The following is an 18561-nucleotide window of genomic DNA, read 5'->3' as shown; positions in this document are numbered from 1 at the left end:
ATTCCTCCCACGCCTGCGGCGTCCACTTCGCCTCCGATGCGCGAAGCCCGGCACTGGCCCGTGCCATGCCCCTAACGGTGACATTGAGGACCGACGGCTCCTGTTCAGGCTTCTGGCTCTCTGCCTGGCATCCCCGCACGTCACAGCCAGCTGCTCGACCGTCTGGTTCCCCGCCCGGATCACCCGATTGGACGTGTCCGGATCGTCAGGTAGGCTGTGTCAGCAACATCACTTCGTGTGATCACGAATCCAGTTCGGTCGCTGCTTTCGAGCCCGGCCGGGCCAAGGCTCCATCCGTCATGAATCGGCGGGTGTCCTGAAGGACCACGTGAGTCGGCGATGTGAGCCACGCACCCTGGACGGCCATCCGGCCGGGAGGGACAGGTGGGGGGCACGCGCTGAGTCTGGCCATGGCCCTCGCCCTCTGCTGATCACAGTGATGAGCAGGTCGAGAGCCCTAGGAGGACTCCCGTGACCACAATTTCGACGCCTGCCGCTACGCAGGGCGACTTCTTCGAAGCGGCAGAGCACGTCGATCACCGGTTGGTCGGTGCTCGACTGCGTCCCCTCGCGTCGGCGGCAGTGTTGGCCAAGAGTGTCGCTGCTGCCGTCACGGCCGGTCTCAGCGAGGAACTCGCCGAGACGCTGGCGAACTCCGCCGCCGACCAGCAGCAGTTGCGCGCGGCGCTGCGGATGCCGAAGATCCAGCGGTTCGGGGTTGAGCAGTTTACCTACATCGAATTCGACGTGCTGACCTGGCGCATCCTGCCGTCCCCGGACAACATCCGGTTCGAGGGGGAGCACGCCCGCGGCATGGTGGGAATGCCGCGGTTCGGTGCGCGGGACGGGCAACCGCTGCTGACCTTCGAGATGCGGTCGGCCCAGAAGCTCATCGATGCAATGGGGCCGCGGATCACCGACATGGCGGAGAACAACCCGCACGTCGCCTCGATCATGGACCGGGGCATTGAGACGCCCGGTTGGCTCAGCTTCTTGGAGTTGACCACTGACGTCGGCACCGTGATCAGACTGGAGTCCACGGACGGGTTCGGGCGCACCGTTGCTGCCCACAAAGGTCTGGGAATCGCGTTCAAGGACGCGGCATGGAACCTGCGACCCGGCAGCCGCCGCGCGGCGACGCTACACAACAACCTGGTCGAGTGGGCCGACAGTGACGTCGTCACCGACGAGCAGGCGCGCATGGTTCGCTGCGCGATCATGCCTCACGCCCGGGTGATCATCGGCTACTCGGCCCCCCGCGGTTTCGACCGGGCCCGGCGCAGGCTGGTGGCCCACCTGCACATGGCGCCACCGATGAACTTCTCCATCGCGACGACCCTCAACGCCAAGGCCAACGCTGCGATCGACAAGCTTCACGAGCGAGGGCTGCTTCCCGTCCCTGACGACATGACCGCGGATGAAGTCCGAGACATCCTCGACGGCAGCAACCGCGCGCACAACCTCTACGAGGACCAGGTTGCCGTTCTCGCCTGCGGAGCGCTCAACCCGCCTCACAACAGGCGTGCGGCGCGCGTGGTCAACGAGGCGGTAGCAGACCTCACCGGCGCGAAGCCCAGGCTTGAGGAACGCACCCAGCTAGCCGCCGAGGTCGCATTACGCGGGTTTCCCGCGGACAAGCGACTCACTGCCCTGCGCTCGTCTCTCGAACGCGCCTGGCGCTGGTCGGCGTTGCGCGGGGTCGAACTGACCTGGCGTGAGCCACTCGAGCTGCTCCTCGAGGCGATCCGCGAACTCGTTCGAGGGGACGACACCGGCCCGGCCATTACCGAACTCGCCGTCATTGCCAGCTACCACATGGTTGGCGGGCGTACTCAACTGCTGACCCGCTCCGAATTCGGCGGACGGGGGAGCAGCACCGAGCCGGCGCAGATCTTGACCCAAATGACCCGAACTGACAGCGGGCTGCGTCAGCTCTGCCAAATCGTGCTGGACGGCCGAGCCGAACGCGCACCGCAAGAACTGCCCGACGGGGTTCAGCCGAGGAACAAGCGCATCCCCGACGCCGAGACCCTGACCGCGGCACGGCTGCGACAGTTGGCGAAGCTCTCTGATGAGCAGGGCATCACGCACGACAGCCCCGAAGACCTCTTCGCTGCCGCCATCCAACAGTTCCAGGACTGCCTCGAGCAACTGCACTGCGCGGCACAGGAGATCGAGTCCATCGTCGATGACACCGGCGTCACCCTCGTGGACAAGTTGGGATACGACAACCCCACTGTCAAGGACACGCTGACCACCGTCGCCGACATGGCCTCCGAGTGGCGCGGTGCGCGACGACGCGCCGAGCGGATGCGGGGCGACCTCGACAGCAACGGCGGCGACCGGTGAAGCACCCCGCCTACAAGCTCACCCCGGAGAACTACGGCACCGCTTGTGATCTTGCCGGAACAGCGTTGCTGCGCCGCGTTGCGGCGGCCGCAACGATCCTGGCCGTCACGGAGGACAAGGTCTGGTCAAACTTCTCGGCGGGGGTCTACATCGCGGCGGACTACGAGAACACGATCCGCTACGTCGGAAGCGCAAGGCGCGGGGAGGGGTCCGAGGTCGGCGACCGGATCCAGGAGCACGTCCTGACTGGCCGCGCCGCGCGCTGGACCCGGCTGATGGTGGTGCCGCTGATCCCAAGCACGGACGAACTGCTTGTTCGCCGGATCGAGGGACGCGTCGGCGCCGTGTTGCGACCCCAGGACGCCATCCGACTGCCGAGTATGCGGTGCCCGACCCGGAGCCGGGCACCTCGATAAGCCGTCGGCGATGCGGCCCCTCCGGGTTGCCGCATCGCCTCTCGGGCTCGCCACGAGGGAACTGCGCACCCACCCGATGCCTGCGCCGAGGGCTGGAACGCCTAACACGGCATTCTGGTCCTCGTCGGAGGCCGGATCGTCCTGAACTCCTCAAGTTTCATTAGCCGGACTTCCCGATACCGGGGCTGCCGGTTTGGGGGCACGTCGTTCACGGCGGCGGTCCTCCGGGCCGATGGTTCGGTATGGCTGCGGCATCGGTGTCGCGTTGGCTGGCAGCTTGGTGGCCGGGAGTGTCAGCCGGGATCCCAGGCGGCGAACCGCCGCTGGTGATAGAGGCGTCCCGGCCGAAAGCTATCCAGACGCCGTGGCGTAGGGCAACGATCCGGTCGGCGTGGCGGTCATGGATGCCACTGGTCGGTCAGTTGTCGCCGATGCGCAACAGCGGCACGTCGTAGAGGCTCGCCTCGGGGATACGACGCATGACGGGCGCAGCGACCTCGATGATCAGCATCTCGGTGAGGAACTGGACCGTGGCGGCGAGCAGGTGACTGGTGTGGCCGGTCGCGCTGTGCTCCTTGAGCCCGACGCTGATGTGGATGTGCGGCGCGATCCGGTCGTGGGCGTCGTCGTAGGCGATGGTGCCGCCGCCGAGCGCTTCGACGTTGGTCAGGTGCACCCGGTCCCAGACCGGGGCTTGGGGGTCGTCCAGACGCTGGCAGGTGCCGACGATCTCGACCGTGCTGAACCCGGCGATGAAGACGGGGATGTAGCCGTGCCGGATGCCGTTGGCGCGGCAGGCGTCAGAGAGGGCGGTGAGGAAGTCCTCGCCATGATCGAAGGTGACGTCGATCATCGCCCCGGGCGTGAGGTCATGGCTGCGCATACTGAGGCACTTCCGGTCGGGTTGGTCGGGGGAAGTGGCTGTGGTGGGTCCAGCCGAGGACATACGCCCGTCAGAGGTGAAGAATCCTGTCGTAATCCTCGTCGTACCAGCCGTCGGTGTTGTGCTTCTGGATGGTCCCCGCAACGCGGGTCAGCATCAGCACGTCGCCGTTGAGGGTTAGGGCCGCGTCCTCGGCCCTGCCGGTGAGGATCCTGGCCACGGTTGCCAGCATGTGGGGCTTGCCCTTGTCGACCAGGGTGTCCTTGCGCATGTAGAAGCTGACGTCGACGTAGGCCTCCGGCTCCCACTGCCACAGAGCGCCACCGTCGTCCTCGGCACTGTAGTAGCCGTGCCGGCCGCCGGTGATGTCCACGACGTACCCATGCTCGTCGTTCAGGTCGGCGCTGAGCATCCTGCCGCCGGACGCCGTGGACGTCTCGACCGCTCCGGGAGCAGCCAGTTCCGCCACCTGCTCCAGTGGAATGTCGCCCGCCAGCGTCAACCGGTACTCGACAGCCATTTGCACCCCTTCGTCAGTCTCGCCGGATGATCTGAATAATCGCACCGTCGCGCGTTACCGCCGCCAGTTCCTTCAGCCCTGCTACGGGCCAATCGTCGAACTGCTTGTGCAGGGCGGCGAGGTCTCCTCGCCAGTCGTGGAGGTTCAACATCACGCGTTGGGTCTGCTCCGCGTCGACCTTCCTGGACACAGCGCTCCAGACGGCGCGGGGTGGCACAGGAGCAGTGGGCGCGTAGCAGTCGAAGACATGCCCCTCGATGAGGAAGTCGGGTGCCTTCTCCGGCCTCCCAGAATCCCCAGTCTCGCGTCGCGCGTCCGCGACCTCCTGCCTCGTGGGGTTCTGGTGAACCCGGTACCCCTTGCCGGCGACCCTGTCGGCACACTCGTTCTCCAACTCCAGGGCACGCCGCTCCCGTGGCTTCTCGTTCGCGTAGATCCGGGTTCGACGTCCGGCAGGTGACCTGCCGAGCAAGCCGGTGGGACGCCTGGTCCACGGGGTTCCTGCGTCAGTGTCCGTGGAGACGGTGCCGCCCGGGGTGGGGGTCGTCGGGGATGGGCTGCCGGTGGTAGCAGGGGCAGGGCTGGCCGGTGGATGACCGCCAGCCCTTGTCAGTTTCCCGACGAGCCCAGCTGGCGGGCCTGTGCGATCGCCGCTTCGACGGCCTGCCGGGCCCCGCCCGTTCGCTGAACCATCAGCACCAGGACCTGCTTGATGGCCTCCAGGGCCTGCAACAGCGGCCCGGGCTGCCCACCCTGCAGGACCACGGCGACGAGCTGCTGTGCCTCACCGACTCCAGTGATGGCCCCAGCCGCTGCGTCACGGGCGGCGTCCATGGCGCTCTGCACGGGCGCCAGGCCGGCGATCGTCTGCTGCGGGGTGGCCTCGTTCGGCACCGCCGCGGTTGCCTTCGCCGCCTCACCGATCGAACCGGCGAGACTTCCCAGGCCGCCCTGGATGCCGGTGATCGCGTTGCGCACCCGCGCCACACCCGCCGCCACGGCGACGAAGCCCGCGCCCGCGGCCCGCAACGCCACCTCCTGCGCCTGGCTGTCGGCGGCGGCTGCCAACCCCTGCGCGCGTTCGACCCCGGTCATCAACGCGCGGAGTTCACCGGTGATCTTCTCGATCTGCGACACGTGGGCGGCACCTCCAATCGATGAAAGCGAAAATGGTCGACAGCTGAAACTACCGGGCTCCTTGCGAGGCCACTAGACACCGACGAGGTCGTCGACACCACAGACAGATTCCCTAACTTTCGGTCATCTCTGCATCTGCGAACAGATGCAGGGTGTCGTTGTGGCTGGTCAGAGTTGGATCATGCTGACCTCGCTGCAATGAGCCGTTGTACGCGGGTGCCGGCCGAGGTCCAGGCAGCCTCAATGATCGGCAGACAGCGCCTCCGGGCCGGGTCGTCCTCGGGCAGTTCGTGGTGCAGGTGCAGCTCGCGGGTCAAGACCATAGCGAGGTTGAGCGCGAATGCGGCCTCGATGCCCGTCTCACTCACGATCGCCTCGATGCGCTCGCGGATCAATGGTGTACCTGCGCCGACCTGGGTGTGGAGCATCGCAAGGTCGAAGCCAGGAAGGAACAGCCCGGTGAACTCCCAGTCGATTAGCACCGCCGTGGTCTCGGCCTCGTCATCGCTGTCGGAACGACCGGCATTGAGGAGGAGGATGTTGCTGGCCAGCGGGTCGCCGTGATTGAGCTGTGCCGGCGCGTCGCAGCGGGCCAGCAGACTGTCCAGAGCCTCTCGTTGGCCCTCAGTGAGGTATCCCTTGGCCTGGTACCGAGCCAGGCGGTCGGAGTAGTCGAAGCTGGGCGAGAACCGGACGGCCGGGTAGGTCCACTCATTCAACGCGGTGATGCAGTCCAGGACGGCGTCGACCTCCCGGGTATCGAGCTCTCGCTGGGGGTAGCGTTCGACCGCGAGGGGCGATGCGTCGACCCATTCCAGGACCAGCAGCTGGTCACGGTCGGTATGGAGCAGCCGAGGAACGCGGACAGGCGGTGTGGTGTCACCGAAGACCTCGTACACGTCCAGCTCGTGCCGCCACTTGGCCGCCCAGAACGGGTCCGGGTCGATCAGATATTTCACCGTTGCCGGTTCGCCGCGGAACGAGCCTCGCGCCAGCAGGGTCTTGTCCGTGCGCCGTAGTACCGTGTCGATGCTCAGCCCGATCGTTACTGCTGAGCCAGCCAGATCAGGCGGCGTGTGCGACATCGGCGGTCTCCTTGATCGAGTCGATGAGCCGTTGGCGAAGGCTGATCTCGAAGCGCTCCCCGTGCTGGACCACGGTGATCTGCCGACCCGTTGCCCATTTTGGGCTTTTCTGTGTCCGTCTGATTAGTGGAATGTTGATCGTCGAAGATGGTCGAGCTTCTGGGAGTACGAATGCTTAAGTGGAGCCCGAGCCGAGATACAGCCATCGACGTAGTAATCAAGAAGCTTGATAAAAGCGGGGTAGCTCACATCAAGCCCGGCTGACAACGGCCAGCCAGGGGCCCCGTGTCGGATCGGGACGCTTGAGAACCACCGACGTTGTAATGGTGGCAGTCGGTCAATCGGGCCGTCGTCGATAGTGCAGCCCTGGTGCGCGATCGAGATCAAGAACAAAGCCATTGGGCACTGGCAGATCCTCATCCGCCGAGGAGGTATCGAGTGTCAGCGTGTAGCCGTCCGCAACGTACGTGGGCCCGGTGCAGGTGAGTCGGTCGAGGGTTCCCCGACGCCACAAGTACAGCGAGCCTGCACTGCCGGTCAGGCGTACGGCGCCAGGAACCTCGTCGCAGACAAAGGTGCCGAGCGACGTGTGAGCCGTTTCGGTGTCGGCGCTGCCCGTGGAGGTGGTGGTCTTGGGCGCAGGAAGGCTTGCCAACGCGCGAGACAGCAGTTCGCCCGGATCAGCGCCGGATTCATGGGTGGGGTCGGCGAGGACCGCGGCGAGCACCTGGTCGGCGGTGATTCCGGCGTGGTTTGACAGGCAGATAACGCGGAGCCCTGAGTTGGTGAGGTGGGCGGCGGCGGAGAACCCCTGTTCGTGGCCGTAGTGGAAGACGGCGGTGCGGCCGGGGCGCGGATCGGCGTACAGCCCAGCGCCGTATTTGAACGGCGCGTGATCGCTGGGCTGGTAGCTGAGGTGCTGTTCGAACGGGAGCGCGTCGTCGACCGAGGGGTGCCATTCGTGCCAGAGGTGGGCGAGCCAGCGGTCCAGGTCCGCGGCGGCGCACCACAGGGAGCCGGGGCCGGGCAGGGTGACCGGGCGCTGCTGGTGCTGCCATCCGCCGGCGACGGCCTGGTAGCTGGCGGCGGCACCGGGGATCACCTCACGTGGATCGGTCTTGAAGCGGGCCGAGGCCATGCCGAGCGGGATGAAGACCTGCTGGCTGGCGATCTCGTGAAGTCCGGCGCCGTATGCGTGCGTGAGCGCTTCAGCGAGGAGGAGGTAACCGGTGTTGCTGTAGAGGAAGCGGCTCGGCTCGACGGCGCGGTGCTGCTGACGGTAGGCGAGTTGCAGCAGGTCGTCGGCGGTGTAGTGGTCGAGTTCGCGGAAGCCGGCCAGGGACAGCAGGGACTCGGCGTCCCGGATGCCGCTGCGGTGCTGCATGAGGTCGCCGACGGTGACGTCGGGGATGTGGAAGCGGGGCAGGATGTCGCCAACGGGCCGGTCCAGGGTGAGAAGGCGGTCGCGGGCGGCGCGGATGCACAGGTACGCGGTGATCTGTTTGGCGACGGAGCCGATGTTGAAGGCGGTGTTCTCCCCGATGGGCGCGGCGAGTTCGAGACTGGCCAATCCAGTGTGCGCCTGCGCCGTCGGATGGCCGGCCTGGCCGACGCGCAGGATGACGCCGGGCTCGCCCAGCCGGACCGCGAGGGCGGTCTCGGTAGCGGGGACCGAGGTGTCGGTGGAGTTCACAGGCTGAGGGCTTCGCGGTGGACAGAGCGCAGGCGTTCCCGCAATGTGGGGTCGGTGATCAGGGCGAGTGCTCGGTCGTGGTCGGCGGCGGTGGTGGCAAGCAGTCCGCGCTGCTGCTCCAAGTAGGCGGTCATGAACCGGTACAGGTCGCCGCTGGTTCCGGGCAGGACACGAGCGGTGTAGATCATGGTGAGGGGGAAGGCGAAGCAGGCGTGCAGGAAGCCGAAGGCGGGCCTGTTCGTCTTCTTCCAGGGGGAGTAGAACCTGACTTCGTCGCTGATCTCGCAGGCGGTGGCGCCAAGGGCGTCGTTGAGCCAGTTGTGGCCCGCCTCGTGAATCAGGTCGCGAGCCAGGACGACGGGCTCGTCGACGTGGTCGCAGTAGATGGTGCCGGGTAGCCGGCTGAGGGTCCAGCTGTCGAGGGTGTCGCCGAGCTTCTTGTGGCGCAGCAGGCAGACGACGACTGCGTGGCCGGCGAGAAGGCCGGCGAAACCGTTCTTCGCGCCGGTGGCGTATGCGGTGGCGGCCAGGTCCCGCAGGCCCGGCGGGGCAGGGGTGGTGTCCGGGCCCAGTACGTAGTAGGGCGTATCGGAGATCGCCGAGCGGGGCAGGCGGTCCAGCTCGGGGGCGAGGACGATGCGCGGACCGACGGCGGTGGGGGCCGATAGCGCTGAGGCGTTCGCGTCCGGGTGGGCGCCGTACCAGTTGAAGGTGGCGGTCTCGCGGGAGCGGGCGGCGGCCTCGGCACCTTCGAGGACGTGGTGGGTCAAGCAGTAGTCGGCGGCGTCCGACCCCGAAGAGTCGGGGATGTTGGCGGTCGGCTGGGCGGCGGGCTTGAGGGCGGCGCGTATCCGGCGAGTGCGGTCGCGGTGGTGGGCCTGAATGGGGGCGAACGAGAAGGAGATGGCGGGCGCGTCCACGGGGTGGGTCCTTCCGACGGGCTGGGCCTGGGGCCGGCCCCGTGAGGGTCCGGCCCCAGGAGGTACTCAACGACGGCGCGCCGTCGGTGTGATGCGGGGCGTTCAGACGTCGGTGCCCTCGGGTGCCGCGGTGCTCGCCGGGGCCTCAGCGGTCGGCCAGCCCTCGGCGGAGACGCTGGAGGTGTGACGGGTGCTGCGGACGGTCTCGTCGTCGCCGCGAAGGTCGTCCACGGCGGCGAGGAAGTCGCTGATCCGGTCGTTGTCCATGAGTGCGCTCGTCCTTTCCGAAAAGGGGTTTAGGTCGTGCACCTTCTGGAGCCGATTCCTGTGGCGGCGAGCGGGCGGTGGGCACCGCGTCTCCTTCCGATGGGTGGTGGGTCAACTGCTGCGCTGGGCCGGCGTGGCGGCGGGAGTGGCCGCCTGGCGCAGGGCGTCGCGCAGCTCTCTCATGGCGGGCCGGTCCTCGGGTGTTTGGGCGAGCGCCGCGGTGATGATCGGGCGGAGTCCGGCGGGCGCGGTGTGCAGCAGGGAAGGGCCGTAGCGGGGGATGTCGGCGCACAGGTAGCGGTAGGTCAGGACTCCGAGGCTGAAGGTGTCCGCCGCTGGGGTGGCGCGGTCGTAGGAGGTGGCGTACTCCGGCGGCCAGTGCACCTCCGGGCCCCGAGCGGCGGGGCCGCGCGAGGTTTCTGTGCGGCGCGCGGCGCCAAGGTCGGTGATCAGCCCGTGGCCGTCGTGGATGAGGATGTTCTCCTGGTAGACGTCGCGGTGCACGATCCCGCGTTCGTGCAGGGTGCGCAGACCCTCGGCGACGTCGGCCAAGATACTGAGCCCAGCCGTCCCCTGGTCTCGGTTGAGGGCGGTGGTGAGGTACCGCCCGAAGTTGCCGCCGACGCAGTGGGGCATCGTGTACCAGTCGAACCGGTCAGTGTTGCCCTGCTCCAGCAGCGGCACGACGTGCTCGGCACCCCGGGCGACGCGGGTGACGGCGATCTCGTGGCGGAAGTCCTCACGGGTCAAGGCCCTTTCGGCCTCGGTCATCTCCGCGTACCAGTAGAAGCCGTAGGCGGCCTTGCGGGTGGCCTCGTCGAGTTCGGCCAGAACGTGGTTGCTGCCGAAGCCGGCCTTGAGAACCACCGGAGGCGTCCCGTTGCGGCTGGCGAGCACGAGCGTGCTGGCGCGAGTGAAGCAGAGGAGGTCGTGGACGTGCCAGCCGGCGTAGCGAAGCTGGTCAAGGACCCAGGCGGCTGGGTGCATCGGGTGCAGGTGCATGGGCTGCCTTCTCATGTTCGCGCCGCATCCGGTGCGGTGTGGCGTAGCCGCTCCAGGCAGGCGGCGGCCAGCCGGTCGAGGTCGGGCTTGGTGGTGCACGGGCGGCGCAGCACGGGCAGGCCGGTTGCCTCGGTCCACGCGTTGACTGCCTGCTCGTACAGGTCGGCATACCGAGCGGCGGTCGGGCGGTCCTCCCCGAAGCGACGCGTTGTGGGCCGCTCGGACAGCCGGGCATGGCACAGCTCGGGCTCGGTGGTGAGCAGGACGATCAGGTCCGCCCGCGCGGCCGTGACCTCGGCGAGCTGCTGAACGTAGTGGGCGACAGGACGGTCGTGCAGCAGGGCGATCAGGCAGGCGGTCGACAAGGTGAGCCGGTCGGCGATGACCGGGCCGAGGGACAGCGCGGGGGCGAGGTTATGGCGGGCATGGAGTTCCAGGTCGCGGCGGACCGCGGCCACCGCCCGCACGCCGTCTGCTGCTGGACGGCCGGCCCGCAGGCTGACGATGGAGCGGGTCGCTTCCAGCGACAGCCAGGAGAATTGGCCGATGTGCCCGAGGCGGATGTTCTCGCAGGCGGCGTTGGCCAGGATCCGGTCGCGTAGCGTGCTCTTCCCGGCTCCGGCGATTCCTTCCAAGGCCAGCAGCATGCCTCGCTCCTAGTTCTTCTCGGCGATCAGCCAGCTGATGAACTTCGCGACGCGGCCGAGAGAGACCGGTTTGGTGCCGTGGGTGAGCTGGGAGCCGTAGAGCAGGGCGGTGCCGGGGGCGGGGCTCACGCTCCATCGGGTTCGAGGCATGGCGGCATACCAGTCAGCGGAGTGGTCGGCGCCGTCGTGGGCCAGCCACATACCGCCCGCGTATCCCTGTTCCTGGGCGTCGTGCTCCAGCCGGGTGTTCCACAGGCGGTCGCTGGACGTGCTTTCGACGTAGAACGCGCCGCCGGCCTCGGCCTCACGGATCACGACGCTGATGCCGGCGATCTGTCGCGGCCAAGCGAACGGGTCGGGGGCAATGCCGTCGAGGTGGCCGGTGATGTGCTGGCCGGGGCCGTACTCGACGTAGGTCCAGGGCCGGCAAGCGGTGATCGACGGCATGACGCGGGACAGAGCGGGGCAGGCGCGGTCGAAGGCCTGCTGAAGCAGGGCCTCGGCTCTGTCCGGGATCCTTGGGACCTCGATCCGTCCGGCCGGCTCGTAGACGGCCATGGCCTGCTCCTTGGAGCGACCGGGAATCTCATGGATGGAGGTGGCCCGCCTCGCGCCGAAGCGGAGCCGGGCCTCATCGCTGAGGAAGTCGTTCATCATGGCTGCGAGCTGGTCCCGCTCCTCGGTGTCGACGAATCCCTCGACGCTGCCGACCGCGACGGTCTCGGCGATGTGAATCACGAGTAGGTCCTCCTCGTCTCGAGCACGCGGCGGACGTCGTCCAGGCCGGTGCAGTGATTGAGCCAACTGGCCACAGGGTGGTGAGGGTTAGCGGCCGGATTGGCCCACAGGGCCAGCAGCTCGCCGGTCAACGGCAGCTCCTCCGCGCCGGGCAGCGGCTCCCACACCGTCAACTGGTCCAACGCCGGGCACCAAGCGACGTGCTGTGTGGCGAAGGCCCGCCCCAGCCGTGCCGCCGCCATGAGCCGGCAGGAGCGCAGGAGCGTTTCGGCAGGCTCAGCCCGCTGGTAGCTGCGGTGCTCGGTCTGCGCCCATCCAGCTCCGACCGCTGCGGCTGCGACCACAACGCGGCAGGTGGCACAGCACGCGCCGTTGGCCATCGGGCACGGATGATCATGGGTGGGGAGGGTGGCTGCGACCTCAACGAGGGCCGCCCAGGCGGAGTCCGTCAACAACTCACTGACGGTGCTGCGGCGCGAGTCCGGGCCATGGTTGCAGCACACCGGACCAGGCCGGCGCGCGGCGCTGGGAAGGAGTGCGGGCTCGATGAACAGGGCGTGGAAGTACACGATCCGCCCCAGCAACTGATGGATCGTCAGCGAGGCCGTGACGCTACCCACGTCGCCTCCTCGCTGTTCGAAGCAGTGCTCTGAGGTGCTGGGCAATAGCAGCCGTCCTCGGTGGGCCGCTCGCCGCGTAGCGCGTCGGTGACGGCGCGGGTGGCCGCGTCAACGGCATCGAAGTACGCCGGCCAGCCGTGCCTGGTGCCCCGGCGCAGCACCATGTCGAGTACAGGGCTCGCACGTCCGGTGGTCTCGCACCTCAGCTCCGCACGCCCGACGGCCACCTGCACGGCGGCGGGTAGGTCGGTGGTCACAGCGGTGATCGCGCGGCACAGGGCGGCAGCAGCTCGCGCGTACTCGGTTCGGTCACGCGGAAGGATGCCGACCCGGCGCTCGGCGGGCGGCAGATCAAGGCCTGGATAGAGATGTCCCTGGCAGCTGTCGTACGTGATCAGGCGCCAGTCCTGGGTGACGGCGTCGACCAGGGAGCGGACGCCGGGCTCGATCGCCCCTCGCCACTGGGGGTGGGCCGGGTCGAGGTCCTCGGCCTCGTGCACGCCGGGCAGGCCAACGGTGTTGATGTTGCCGTGCGAGCTGGTGCGCAGCCGTACAGGTGGGCGGTTCGCCTCGGGGTGGTCCCAGTGGGCGAGGAAGGAGGCGACGTCACGCATGCTGTTCGGCATACGCGGGTGCGAGCGCACCTTGCGGCACCAGACCCCTGCCGGGTGGGCGGGCTGGGCGAGGAGTGCGGCGATGCCGTCGATCAACCGCATCCGGTAGTCGCAGTAGGCGTCCTGGTCACCGGCCTGGTCGTGACGCCAGCGGGTGGCCACGCAGCCGCCGCCGCACGTTGACTGGTACGTGCAGGTGGTGCACCGCTCCATCAGGGCCTTGCCCTGGTTCAGCAGCGGCAGCCGCCGCTGAGCCGCGACGATCGCCTTCTGTCCGGAGGGCTGGTCCAAGAGGGTGAGCTGGGCCTGCGGCCAGGGCAGTTCGTCACAACTGCCGAGCCGTCCGTCCGGATAGAGCGTGAAGACGTGGTCGCACTTCAGGTTGGAGAAGTGACAGAAGCCGGTATCCAGCCCGCGCAACCGTCGAATGGTGGATACGGACGGTTCTAGCTTCAGCCGGGAGAAGTGGCCAGCGCCGATCCAGCGAACGGTGGCGGCGAGTACAAATTCGGCGTACTGGTCCGGGGTGGTCGCCCACCCGGGCCCTTGCGAGCCGCGCAGAGCCGCGCGCTGAAGGATCCGGCTCGCGGGAACGCGCTGCCCTTGGGCAGCGGTAGGGCCTTGAACGGAGGAATCGAAGCAGGGTACGAAGCTGACGGCGTTGACCGCCTCGAAGCCGGCGAGGTGCTCCAGGACGGCCTCGGCACGGCCGAGCACGGTCGGAGTGACCGCGGCGATCACGCCCACCTTCCGGCCGCGCCCTGCCAGCAGCCGCAGGGCGTTGGCCACGCGCGGGTAGACCGGCTGGCCGTCGTATCCAACCCGCCAGGCGTTGCCCGCCGCGTCCCCGTCGAGGGAGATGCCGATCTGGAGGCGCGGGTATAGGGCGTCAAACAGATCCAGCCACTGCTCATCGAGCAGCATGCCGTTGGTTTGCATCGATACCCGCACGACGCTGGGCTGGGATGCCAGTTCGCGCAGGACCTCGGCGACATGGTCGCGTCCGGCCGTCAGCGGCTCGCCGCCATGCAGTTCCACGGCGAGCGGACGCCCCGAGAAGAGCTCGGTGAGTCGACGCACTTGACTCGCGTCGATCCGGGCTCCGCCCGGGGCCTCCTTGCGTTTCTCGTAGCAGTACAGGCAGTCGATGTCGCAGGTCTCACCCCGCAGCTTCAAGATCACCGATACGGCACTGTCGGCGTCTTCGACGTCGAGGCCGCGGTACAGATGGGCCATCGGGTGATCGGTGGTGCCGTACATCGGCTGCCTCCCAGGGGTGGCCGTGACCGGACGGGGATCAGTCGTACAGGCGTCCCAACAGGGCACCCTGGCCGGACTGGAGGATGTGGGCGGCCTCCAGCGGAATCCAGAAGCATTCGAAGTGCGTCGGCTCCTGCTCTCCGTCGTGGTCCTCCTGGCTCATCCACCGCTCCGACGTCGGCTCGGTCAGTTCCAGGTGGAAGACGTGGCGGCGTTGGAGCTCGAACCGGTACGGGCTGATGTCGTACTCGGTCTCGCCGAGCTTCCGCACGATCTTGAAGTCCTTCAGGCCGGTTTCCTCGCCGGCCTCGCGCAGCGCCGCAGCCTCCGGCGTCTCGCCGGCGCGGATGCTGCCGGCCGGAACCTGGATGCCGACTTCCTCGTAGCTGTAATCGGTGTGCCGGAAGACCAGCAGCTTGCCGTCACGTACGACGTAACAGAGAACCTTTTCCTTGGTGACCCGCTCCGGCATGGGAGAACCCCTCTTCATTCGTTGACTTCAGAAGCTCGTAGGCCCGGAGGTATTAACGGAACCGCATGCGGTACTGAGCAGCGCCCGCCGACCTGCTAGGCAAACGACCTTGAGTCTAGGTTTGGTAACCGAACGTCATGAGGAGCCAAGTGATCCATCAGGAGGGGCGTTGCACTGGGCTCATCGCCTGATGCCCGAGCTGCGGGCTCTATCTCAATCCCAGCACCCGTCAGGACCACGGAGGATGGCTTCGTCTCGTGCGCCATAACCACCTCCGAGGGTTCCTCAAGATTCGAAGCGGATTTGACGAGTGGTCGGTATCCCGTCCTCCACACCCTCGCCCTTCGAGCCGCAGTCGTGAACACCGAGCATGCGGACGGAGTGGTTGTCCGCATGGCGCTCACCCCGTGAGCGGGGTCGGATCGACACCCTTTCGTCGTTCCTGGTTGCGCCGCGCCGAACGCTGAGTGACCCTATGTGCGCGATGTCTACGCTGCTCAATGCCATCCGGAAGTGGGCAGCCTGAAAGGCGGTGTCATGGGCCAGACCCCGCGGGCGCTTCAACCGTCCATGTCTGAGCGACACTTCTTCGGCGCCGAGTTGCGTCGGCTGCGGGAGCACGCCGGCTTTTCGCAGGCGCGGCTGGGTGCCATGATTCGATTCAGTGCCGACCTGGTGCGTCGAATCGAGACGGCGGACCGGTTCCCCTCGCGGGACTTCGTCGAGGCATGCGACAAGGCGTTGACGACCGGTGGCGCCTTGATGCGCCTGCTACCGCTGCTCGAGAAGAATCGGGTCAACGCGGCCAAGCTAGCGACGGCGCCGACGGGCGCCATCACCCTGCTCTCCACTCAGCCGGCGGATACCTCGGGGTTGACCGACATGGTCGTCCGGGTTCCGTTCCAGCCAGGTGTCCTCGATCGCGCCGCTCTGGACTGGCTGAACGCTGCTGCGGGGCCCCGACTGTCTGCGGCCGGCCGGCCCGGCTCACCTGATCAGGTTCGCGAGGAGGACCTCAGCTCCGCTGAGACCGCTCTGGCGATGTTCCGGCAGCTGGACCACACCCACGGTGCCGGACGAGTCCATGCCCAGGTGCAGCGGTACGTCGAAGGCGAGCTAAACCGATTGCTGGCAAACAGCCCCGCCTCGGAAGCGATCGGTCGGCGCCTGTACAGGCTGGCGGCGGGCTTCTTCGAACTGTGCGGGTATCAGGCAGTCGACACCGGAGCCCACGGTCTCGCGCAGCGCCGCTACTTGCGCGCTCTGCGGCTGACGCAGGCCGCCGACGACTGCCTCTACGGCAGCTACCTGCTCGCCGTGAACATCGGCCACCTGGCACTGCACTGCGGTCATCCCGAGCCGGCGCTGCGGATGGCGCTCACGGCGGTGAGGGGTAGTGAGACTCAGGCGACGCCCGCCGTGGAAGCCGCGCTACACGCCGTGGTGGCGCGGACGTACGCCCGCCTCGGACGCGAAAGCGACTGCATGGCCCACCTCGAAGTCGCAGAGAGGCAACTGAATCGCAGCAGGACCGAGGACGAGCCGCTGTGGATCCAGTACTTCGATCCGGCCTATCTCGCCGACGAGCTTGCCCACTGTTTCCATGATCTGGGCCGGCCGCAGCAGACCCAACGGCACCTGGGCGATGCCCTTGCCGCGCTGAGTCCCACACATGTCCGCCGACTGGCCATCGACACCGCGCTCCTGGCCTCATCGTTGGCTGCCGCTGGCCGCATCGACGAAGCCTGCGCCGCCGGCCGAATGGCGGTGGATCATGCCGCGCGGACCACCTCGCACCGCTGTTTAGAGCGCATCGTTGAGGTGCAAGCCGATCTTGAGCCCTACCGGTGTGAGCCGGAGGTCCGTGAGTTCGGCGAGTACGTGCGTTCTCAACTACCGCTGGCTGCGGTGTAGTTCCCTTAATCGGCAGCCGCAGCCGTCATCACGAAACGGTAGTGCGCGAGTTCCGCTTCCAGCGCCGTGCCCGCCTGGGTGGAGGTCGCGACGTAGTGGCCGACGTCGGGGAGAAGCAGCATGTCGTGGGGCACGCTGTGAGCTGTCAGCTGATCGGCGAGTTCCCGCACATCCTCGACCACCGCCACGTCATCGGCGGTGCCGTGGACGAGCAGCACCGGCCGCTGAACGGTTGCGGCGTTGACCCGCCCGGCACCGCCTCGCAGCCGTCTGGCGTGCGCGCGCTGGAAGCGGGGCACGGTTTCCGCCCAACGGTCGGGATCCACGATCGCTGACACGGCCGTGGCGGCAGCGAACGGACCGCTCTGCGCCACGGCGTGCAGGGCTGTGTATCCGCCGGCGCTGGCTCCGCGAATGAAGACTTGACCCGGTACGGCTCGTCCTGTTGCGAGCAGGTGGTCCGCCACCGCCGCGCAGTCATCAACGTCGTCGAGGCCCCACCGGCCGTACAGCGCTTCCCGGAAGACCCGGCCGTACCCGGTGCTGCCGAGATAGTCGACGTCCACGACGGCGAACCCCCGACTGGTGAAGAACTGCGCCTGCCAGTCCAAGCGCAGGAGGCACGAGGCGGTCGGCCCAGGATGCGCCCTCACGATCACCGGTGCCCGCCAGTCCGCCGCCGAGGCCGTTGGCGGATACACCAAGGCAATTACCTCTCGATCACCCGCGACATGAACCCGCAGTTCCGTCGGCGTCGATACTTGCGCCCCGTCGAGTTTGGCGTGCTCCGACCGGGCAAGCACCTCCACCTGAGGATCGGCGGCCGTGAGGTGCACGAGCGCGACCTGTGGGGCCGCAGTCGGCGACGCCCCGATCAATGCCACCGTCGTTCCTTGAACGGCCAGATAGGGCTTGATGGACGTATATGGAAGGTCGACCGGGCGAACAGTGCCGTCAGGGTCGATGACGACGAGGCGGTGCCGCGGTCCGTCCTGCACCGCCACGACGATCCGGCCGTCGTCAAGGAAGTCGTACGACGCGTAGCCCAGCTCCCACGGCTCTGCGGCGCACTCACCCGCGATCGGTGCCACCCGCTTCACCTGGTGGCCGTCCCACCGGTAAAGGTTCCACCAGCCACTGCGGTCTGACACGAAGTACAACGCCCCGTCGGGACCCCACCTAGGCTCGACCGCCGACTCTTCCGAACCGCCGGCGAGCATTACCGGGTTCCCGACCTGGCCACGCGGCGAGTAGGAGGCGACCCATATCTCACACCTATCCCAAGGCATGTCGGGCTCGCTCCAAGTGGTCCAGGCCAACATGCCTGAACCCGGCCGCGGTGCGCCGAGAAATCCCCGGCATGTTGCGAGAGCCCGTATGTCCGGGACGCCTGTGAGCGACACCGCGATGAGGTCGTCACCATGCTCTGACTCCCGCACAGCCAGTAACTCGCCGTCGCCAATCGTCAGGTCGCCGAAGGATCCCAGACTGACCAACTCGAGTTGATCGTCGTGAAGACGGCTCCGGTAAAGGCCGTCTCCGCCGACGCACCACAACGTCCCGTCAATGACAGCGAACGCCCCGCCTCCGTACGCGTGAACGCCGCTGGTGACGTCGAAGCCCTCCGGACTGACGTCTCGCGCACCCTCGCCGGGCCGCCAACATGTCACCGTCGCGACCCCGCCGACTTCGGGGCGGGTCTCCAACCAGTACAGCGCGCCATCCCCGGCACGCAGCTGGTCATAGCTCACAGAGGCGCGAACCGCGTCCTCCGTCGAGACCACAGCGATCCTGTCCGCCAGCCTCACGGGTCCTCCTCGAACAACTTCCGTACGCGACCGTAAGACAGCGCCCTCGTCGACCGGCCTCGGGTGCACCGGCGACGGCGTAGAAGAAGTTGTCGTGCCGCCGAGCCGGCGCGAGTGCTCCCCAGGCACGGTCGACTCTACGCGCAAGCACTTCGTCCCTGCCGCTGGACGGTACGGCTCGAACTGCCGCTGGGCAGCTCAAGTTCGAAGCGACAA

Annotated in this window: 18 protein-coding genes; 3 read left to right on the top strand and 15 right to left on the bottom strand. The window is 67.8% G+C overall.

Features of this window, described 5'->3' with window-relative positions:
• The first annotated feature begins 471 nt into the window (after positions 1–471).
• Together AB0C19_RS17735 and AB0C19_RS17730 are read left to right on the top strand one after the other, a co-directional pair.
• Positions 472–2349, top strand: a complete 1878-nt coding sequence (locus tag AB0C19_RS17735; RefSeq protein ID WP_357186194.1) for a hypothetical protein — start codon at positions 472–474, stop codon at positions 2347–2349.
• Positions 2346–2765 (top strand): hypothetical protein, encoded by a 420-nt coding sequence (locus AB0C19_RS17730; protein WP_357186191.1) that lies wholly within the window; start codon positions 2346–2348, stop codon positions 2763–2765. Before AB0C19_RS17735 ends, AB0C19_RS17730 begins: the two co-directional genes overlap by 4 nt.
• A 418-nt stretch (positions 2766–3183) precedes the next feature.
• On the opposite strand, the gene AB0C19_RS17725 is transcribed toward AB0C19_RS17730, so the two are convergent.
• From AB0C19_RS17725 to AB0C19_RS17660, 14 genes are all read right to left on the bottom strand, one after another.
• On the bottom strand, positions 3184–3648 hold the full coding sequence (locus AB0C19_RS17725) for a DUF296 domain-containing protein (protein ID WP_357186188.1): 465 nt from the start codon (positions 3646–3648) through the stop codon (positions 3184–3186).
• A 70-nt stretch (positions 3649–3718) separates the two neighbouring features.
• Complete coding sequence (locus AB0C19_RS17720; protein WP_357186185.1) at positions 3719–4168, bottom strand: SitI3 family protein; 450 nt, start codon at positions 4166–4168, stop codon at positions 3719–3721.
• A gap of 13 nt (positions 4169–4181) precedes the next feature.
• Positions 4182–4604, bottom strand: coding sequence for a hypothetical protein (locus AB0C19_RS17715; protein WP_357186491.1), 423 nt, complete (start codon positions 4602–4604; stop codon positions 4182–4184).
• Between the two features lie 173 nt (positions 4605–4777).
• A complete protein-coding gene (locus tag AB0C19_RS17710) occupies positions 4778–5305 on the bottom strand; it encodes a DUF6244 family protein (RefSeq protein ID WP_357186182.1) in 528 nt (175 codons plus the stop codon).
• Positions 5306–5484: 179 nt separating this feature from the next.
• On the bottom strand, positions 5485–6390 hold the full coding sequence (locus AB0C19_RS17705; protein WP_357186179.1) for a phosphotransferase: 906 nt from the start codon (positions 6388–6390) through the stop codon (positions 5485–5487).
• A gap of 337 nt (positions 6391–6727) precedes the next feature.
• Entirely contained in the window at positions 6728–8083 is a 1356-nt protein-coding gene (locus tag AB0C19_RS17700; RefSeq protein ID WP_357186175.1) for a serine hydrolase domain-containing protein, read from the bottom strand.
• Positions 8080–9003, bottom strand: coding sequence for an HEXXH motif-containing putative peptide modification protein (locus AB0C19_RS17695; RefSeq protein ID WP_357186172.1), 924 nt, complete (start codon positions 9001–9003; stop codon positions 8080–8082). The genes AB0C19_RS17700 and AB0C19_RS17695 overlap by 4 nt, the downstream gene beginning before the upstream one ends.
• A gap of 102 nt (positions 9004–9105) precedes the next feature.
• Positions 9106–9270: a hypothetical protein gene (locus tag AB0C19_RS17690; RefSeq protein ID WP_357186169.1), complete on the bottom strand. Its 165-nt coding sequence runs from the start codon at positions 9268–9270 to the stop codon at positions 9106–9108.
• Positions 9271–9381: 111 nt separating this feature from the next.
• Complete coding sequence (locus AB0C19_RS17685; RefSeq protein WP_357186167.1) at positions 9382–10272, bottom strand: protein kinase; 891 nt, start codon at positions 10270–10272, stop codon at positions 9382–9384.
• A gap of 11 nt (positions 10273–10283) precedes the next feature.
• Positions 10284–10919 carry a hypothetical protein gene (locus tag AB0C19_RS17680; RefSeq protein ID WP_357186163.1) on the bottom strand — a complete coding sequence of 212 codons (636 nt, stop codon included), beginning with the start codon at positions 10917–10919 and terminating at the stop codon, positions 10284–10286.
• A 9-nt stretch (positions 10920–10928) separates the two neighbouring features.
• Positions 10929–11657: a hypothetical protein gene (locus AB0C19_RS17675; protein ID WP_357186160.1), complete on the bottom strand. Its 729-nt coding sequence runs from the start codon at positions 11655–11657 to the stop codon at positions 10929–10931.
• Positions 11654–12277: a hypothetical protein gene (locus AB0C19_RS17670; RefSeq protein ID WP_357186157.1), complete on the bottom strand. Its 624-nt coding sequence runs from the start codon at positions 12275–12277 to the stop codon at positions 11654–11656. Before AB0C19_RS17670 ends, AB0C19_RS17675 begins: the two co-directional genes overlap by 4 nt.
• Positions 12253–14151 (bottom strand): radical SAM protein, encoded by a 1899-nt coding sequence (locus tag AB0C19_RS17665; protein WP_357186154.1) that lies wholly within the window; start codon positions 14149–14151, stop codon positions 12253–12255. The genes AB0C19_RS17670 and AB0C19_RS17665 overlap by 25 nt, the downstream gene beginning before the upstream one ends.
• 37 nt (positions 14152–14188) lie before the next feature.
• The gene (locus AB0C19_RS17660) at positions 14189–14623 is read right to left on the bottom strand and encodes an NUDIX domain-containing protein (protein WP_357186150.1); all 435 of its coding nucleotides are present in this window, start codon (positions 14621–14623) and stop codon (positions 14189–14191) included.
• A 537-nt stretch (positions 14624–15160) separates the two neighbouring features.
• Between AB0C19_RS17660 and AB0C19_RS17655 the strand changes: the two genes are divergently transcribed.
• Positions 15161–16537 carry a helix-turn-helix transcriptional regulator gene (locus AB0C19_RS17655; protein ID WP_357186488.1) on the top strand — a complete coding sequence of 459 codons (1377 nt, stop codon included), beginning with the start codon at positions 15161–15163 and terminating at the stop codon, positions 16535–16537.
• 5 nt (positions 16538–16542) lie between these two features.
• On the opposite strand, the gene AB0C19_RS17650 is transcribed toward AB0C19_RS17655, so the two are convergent.
• On the bottom strand, positions 16543–18345 hold the full coding sequence (locus AB0C19_RS17650) for a prolyl oligopeptidase family serine peptidase (RefSeq protein ID WP_357186147.1): 1803 nt from the start codon (positions 18343–18345) through the stop codon (positions 16543–16545).
• Between the last annotated feature and the right edge of the window lie 216 nt (positions 18346–18561).

Origin of the sequence: Micromonospora sp. NPDC048842 (assembly GCF_040649935.1) — a bacterium.
GTDB lineage: Bacteria > Actinomycetota > Actinomycetes > Mycobacteriales > Micromonosporaceae > Micromonospora > Micromonospora hortensis.
This window is presented reverse-complemented; position numbering and strand designations above follow the sequence as displayed.

Bases quoted from the DNA above. Each gene is read 5' to 3' on its own strand.
- AB0C19_RS17725 (WP_357186188.1), bottom strand. From the start codon at position 3,648: ATGCGCAGCCATGACCTCACGCCCGGGGCGATGATCGACGTCACCTTC.
- AB0C19_RS17720 (WP_357186185.1), bottom strand. From the start codon at position 4,168: ATGGCTGTCGAGTACCGGTTGACGCTGGCGGGCGACATTCCACTGGAG.
- AB0C19_RS17705 (WP_357186179.1), bottom strand. From the start codon at position 6,390: ATGTCGCACACGCCGCCTGATCTGGCTGGCTCAGCAGTAACGATCGGG.
- AB0C19_RS17690 (WP_357186169.1), bottom strand. From the start codon at position 9,270: ATGGACAACGACCGGATCAGCGACTTCCTCGCCGCCGTGGACGACCTT.
- AB0C19_RS17685 (WP_357186167.1), bottom strand. From the start codon at position 10,272: ATGCACCTGCACCCGATGCACCCAGCCGCCTGGGTCCTTGACCAGCTT.
- AB0C19_RS17680 (WP_357186163.1), bottom strand. From the start codon at position 10,919: ATGCTGCTGGCCTTGGAAGGAATCGCCGGAGCCGGGAAGAGCACGCTA.
- AB0C19_RS17665 (WP_357186154.1), bottom strand. From the start codon at position 14,151: ATGTACGGCACCACCGATCACCCGATGGCCCATCTGTACCGCGGCCTC.
- AB0C19_RS17660 (WP_357186150.1), bottom strand. From the start codon at position 14,623: ATGCCGGAGCGGGTCACCAAGGAAAAGGTTCTCTGTTACGTCGTACGT.
- AB0C19_RS17655 (WP_357186488.1), top strand. From the start codon at position 15,161: ATGGGCCAGACCCCGCGGGCGCTTCAACCGTCCATGTCTGAGCGACAC.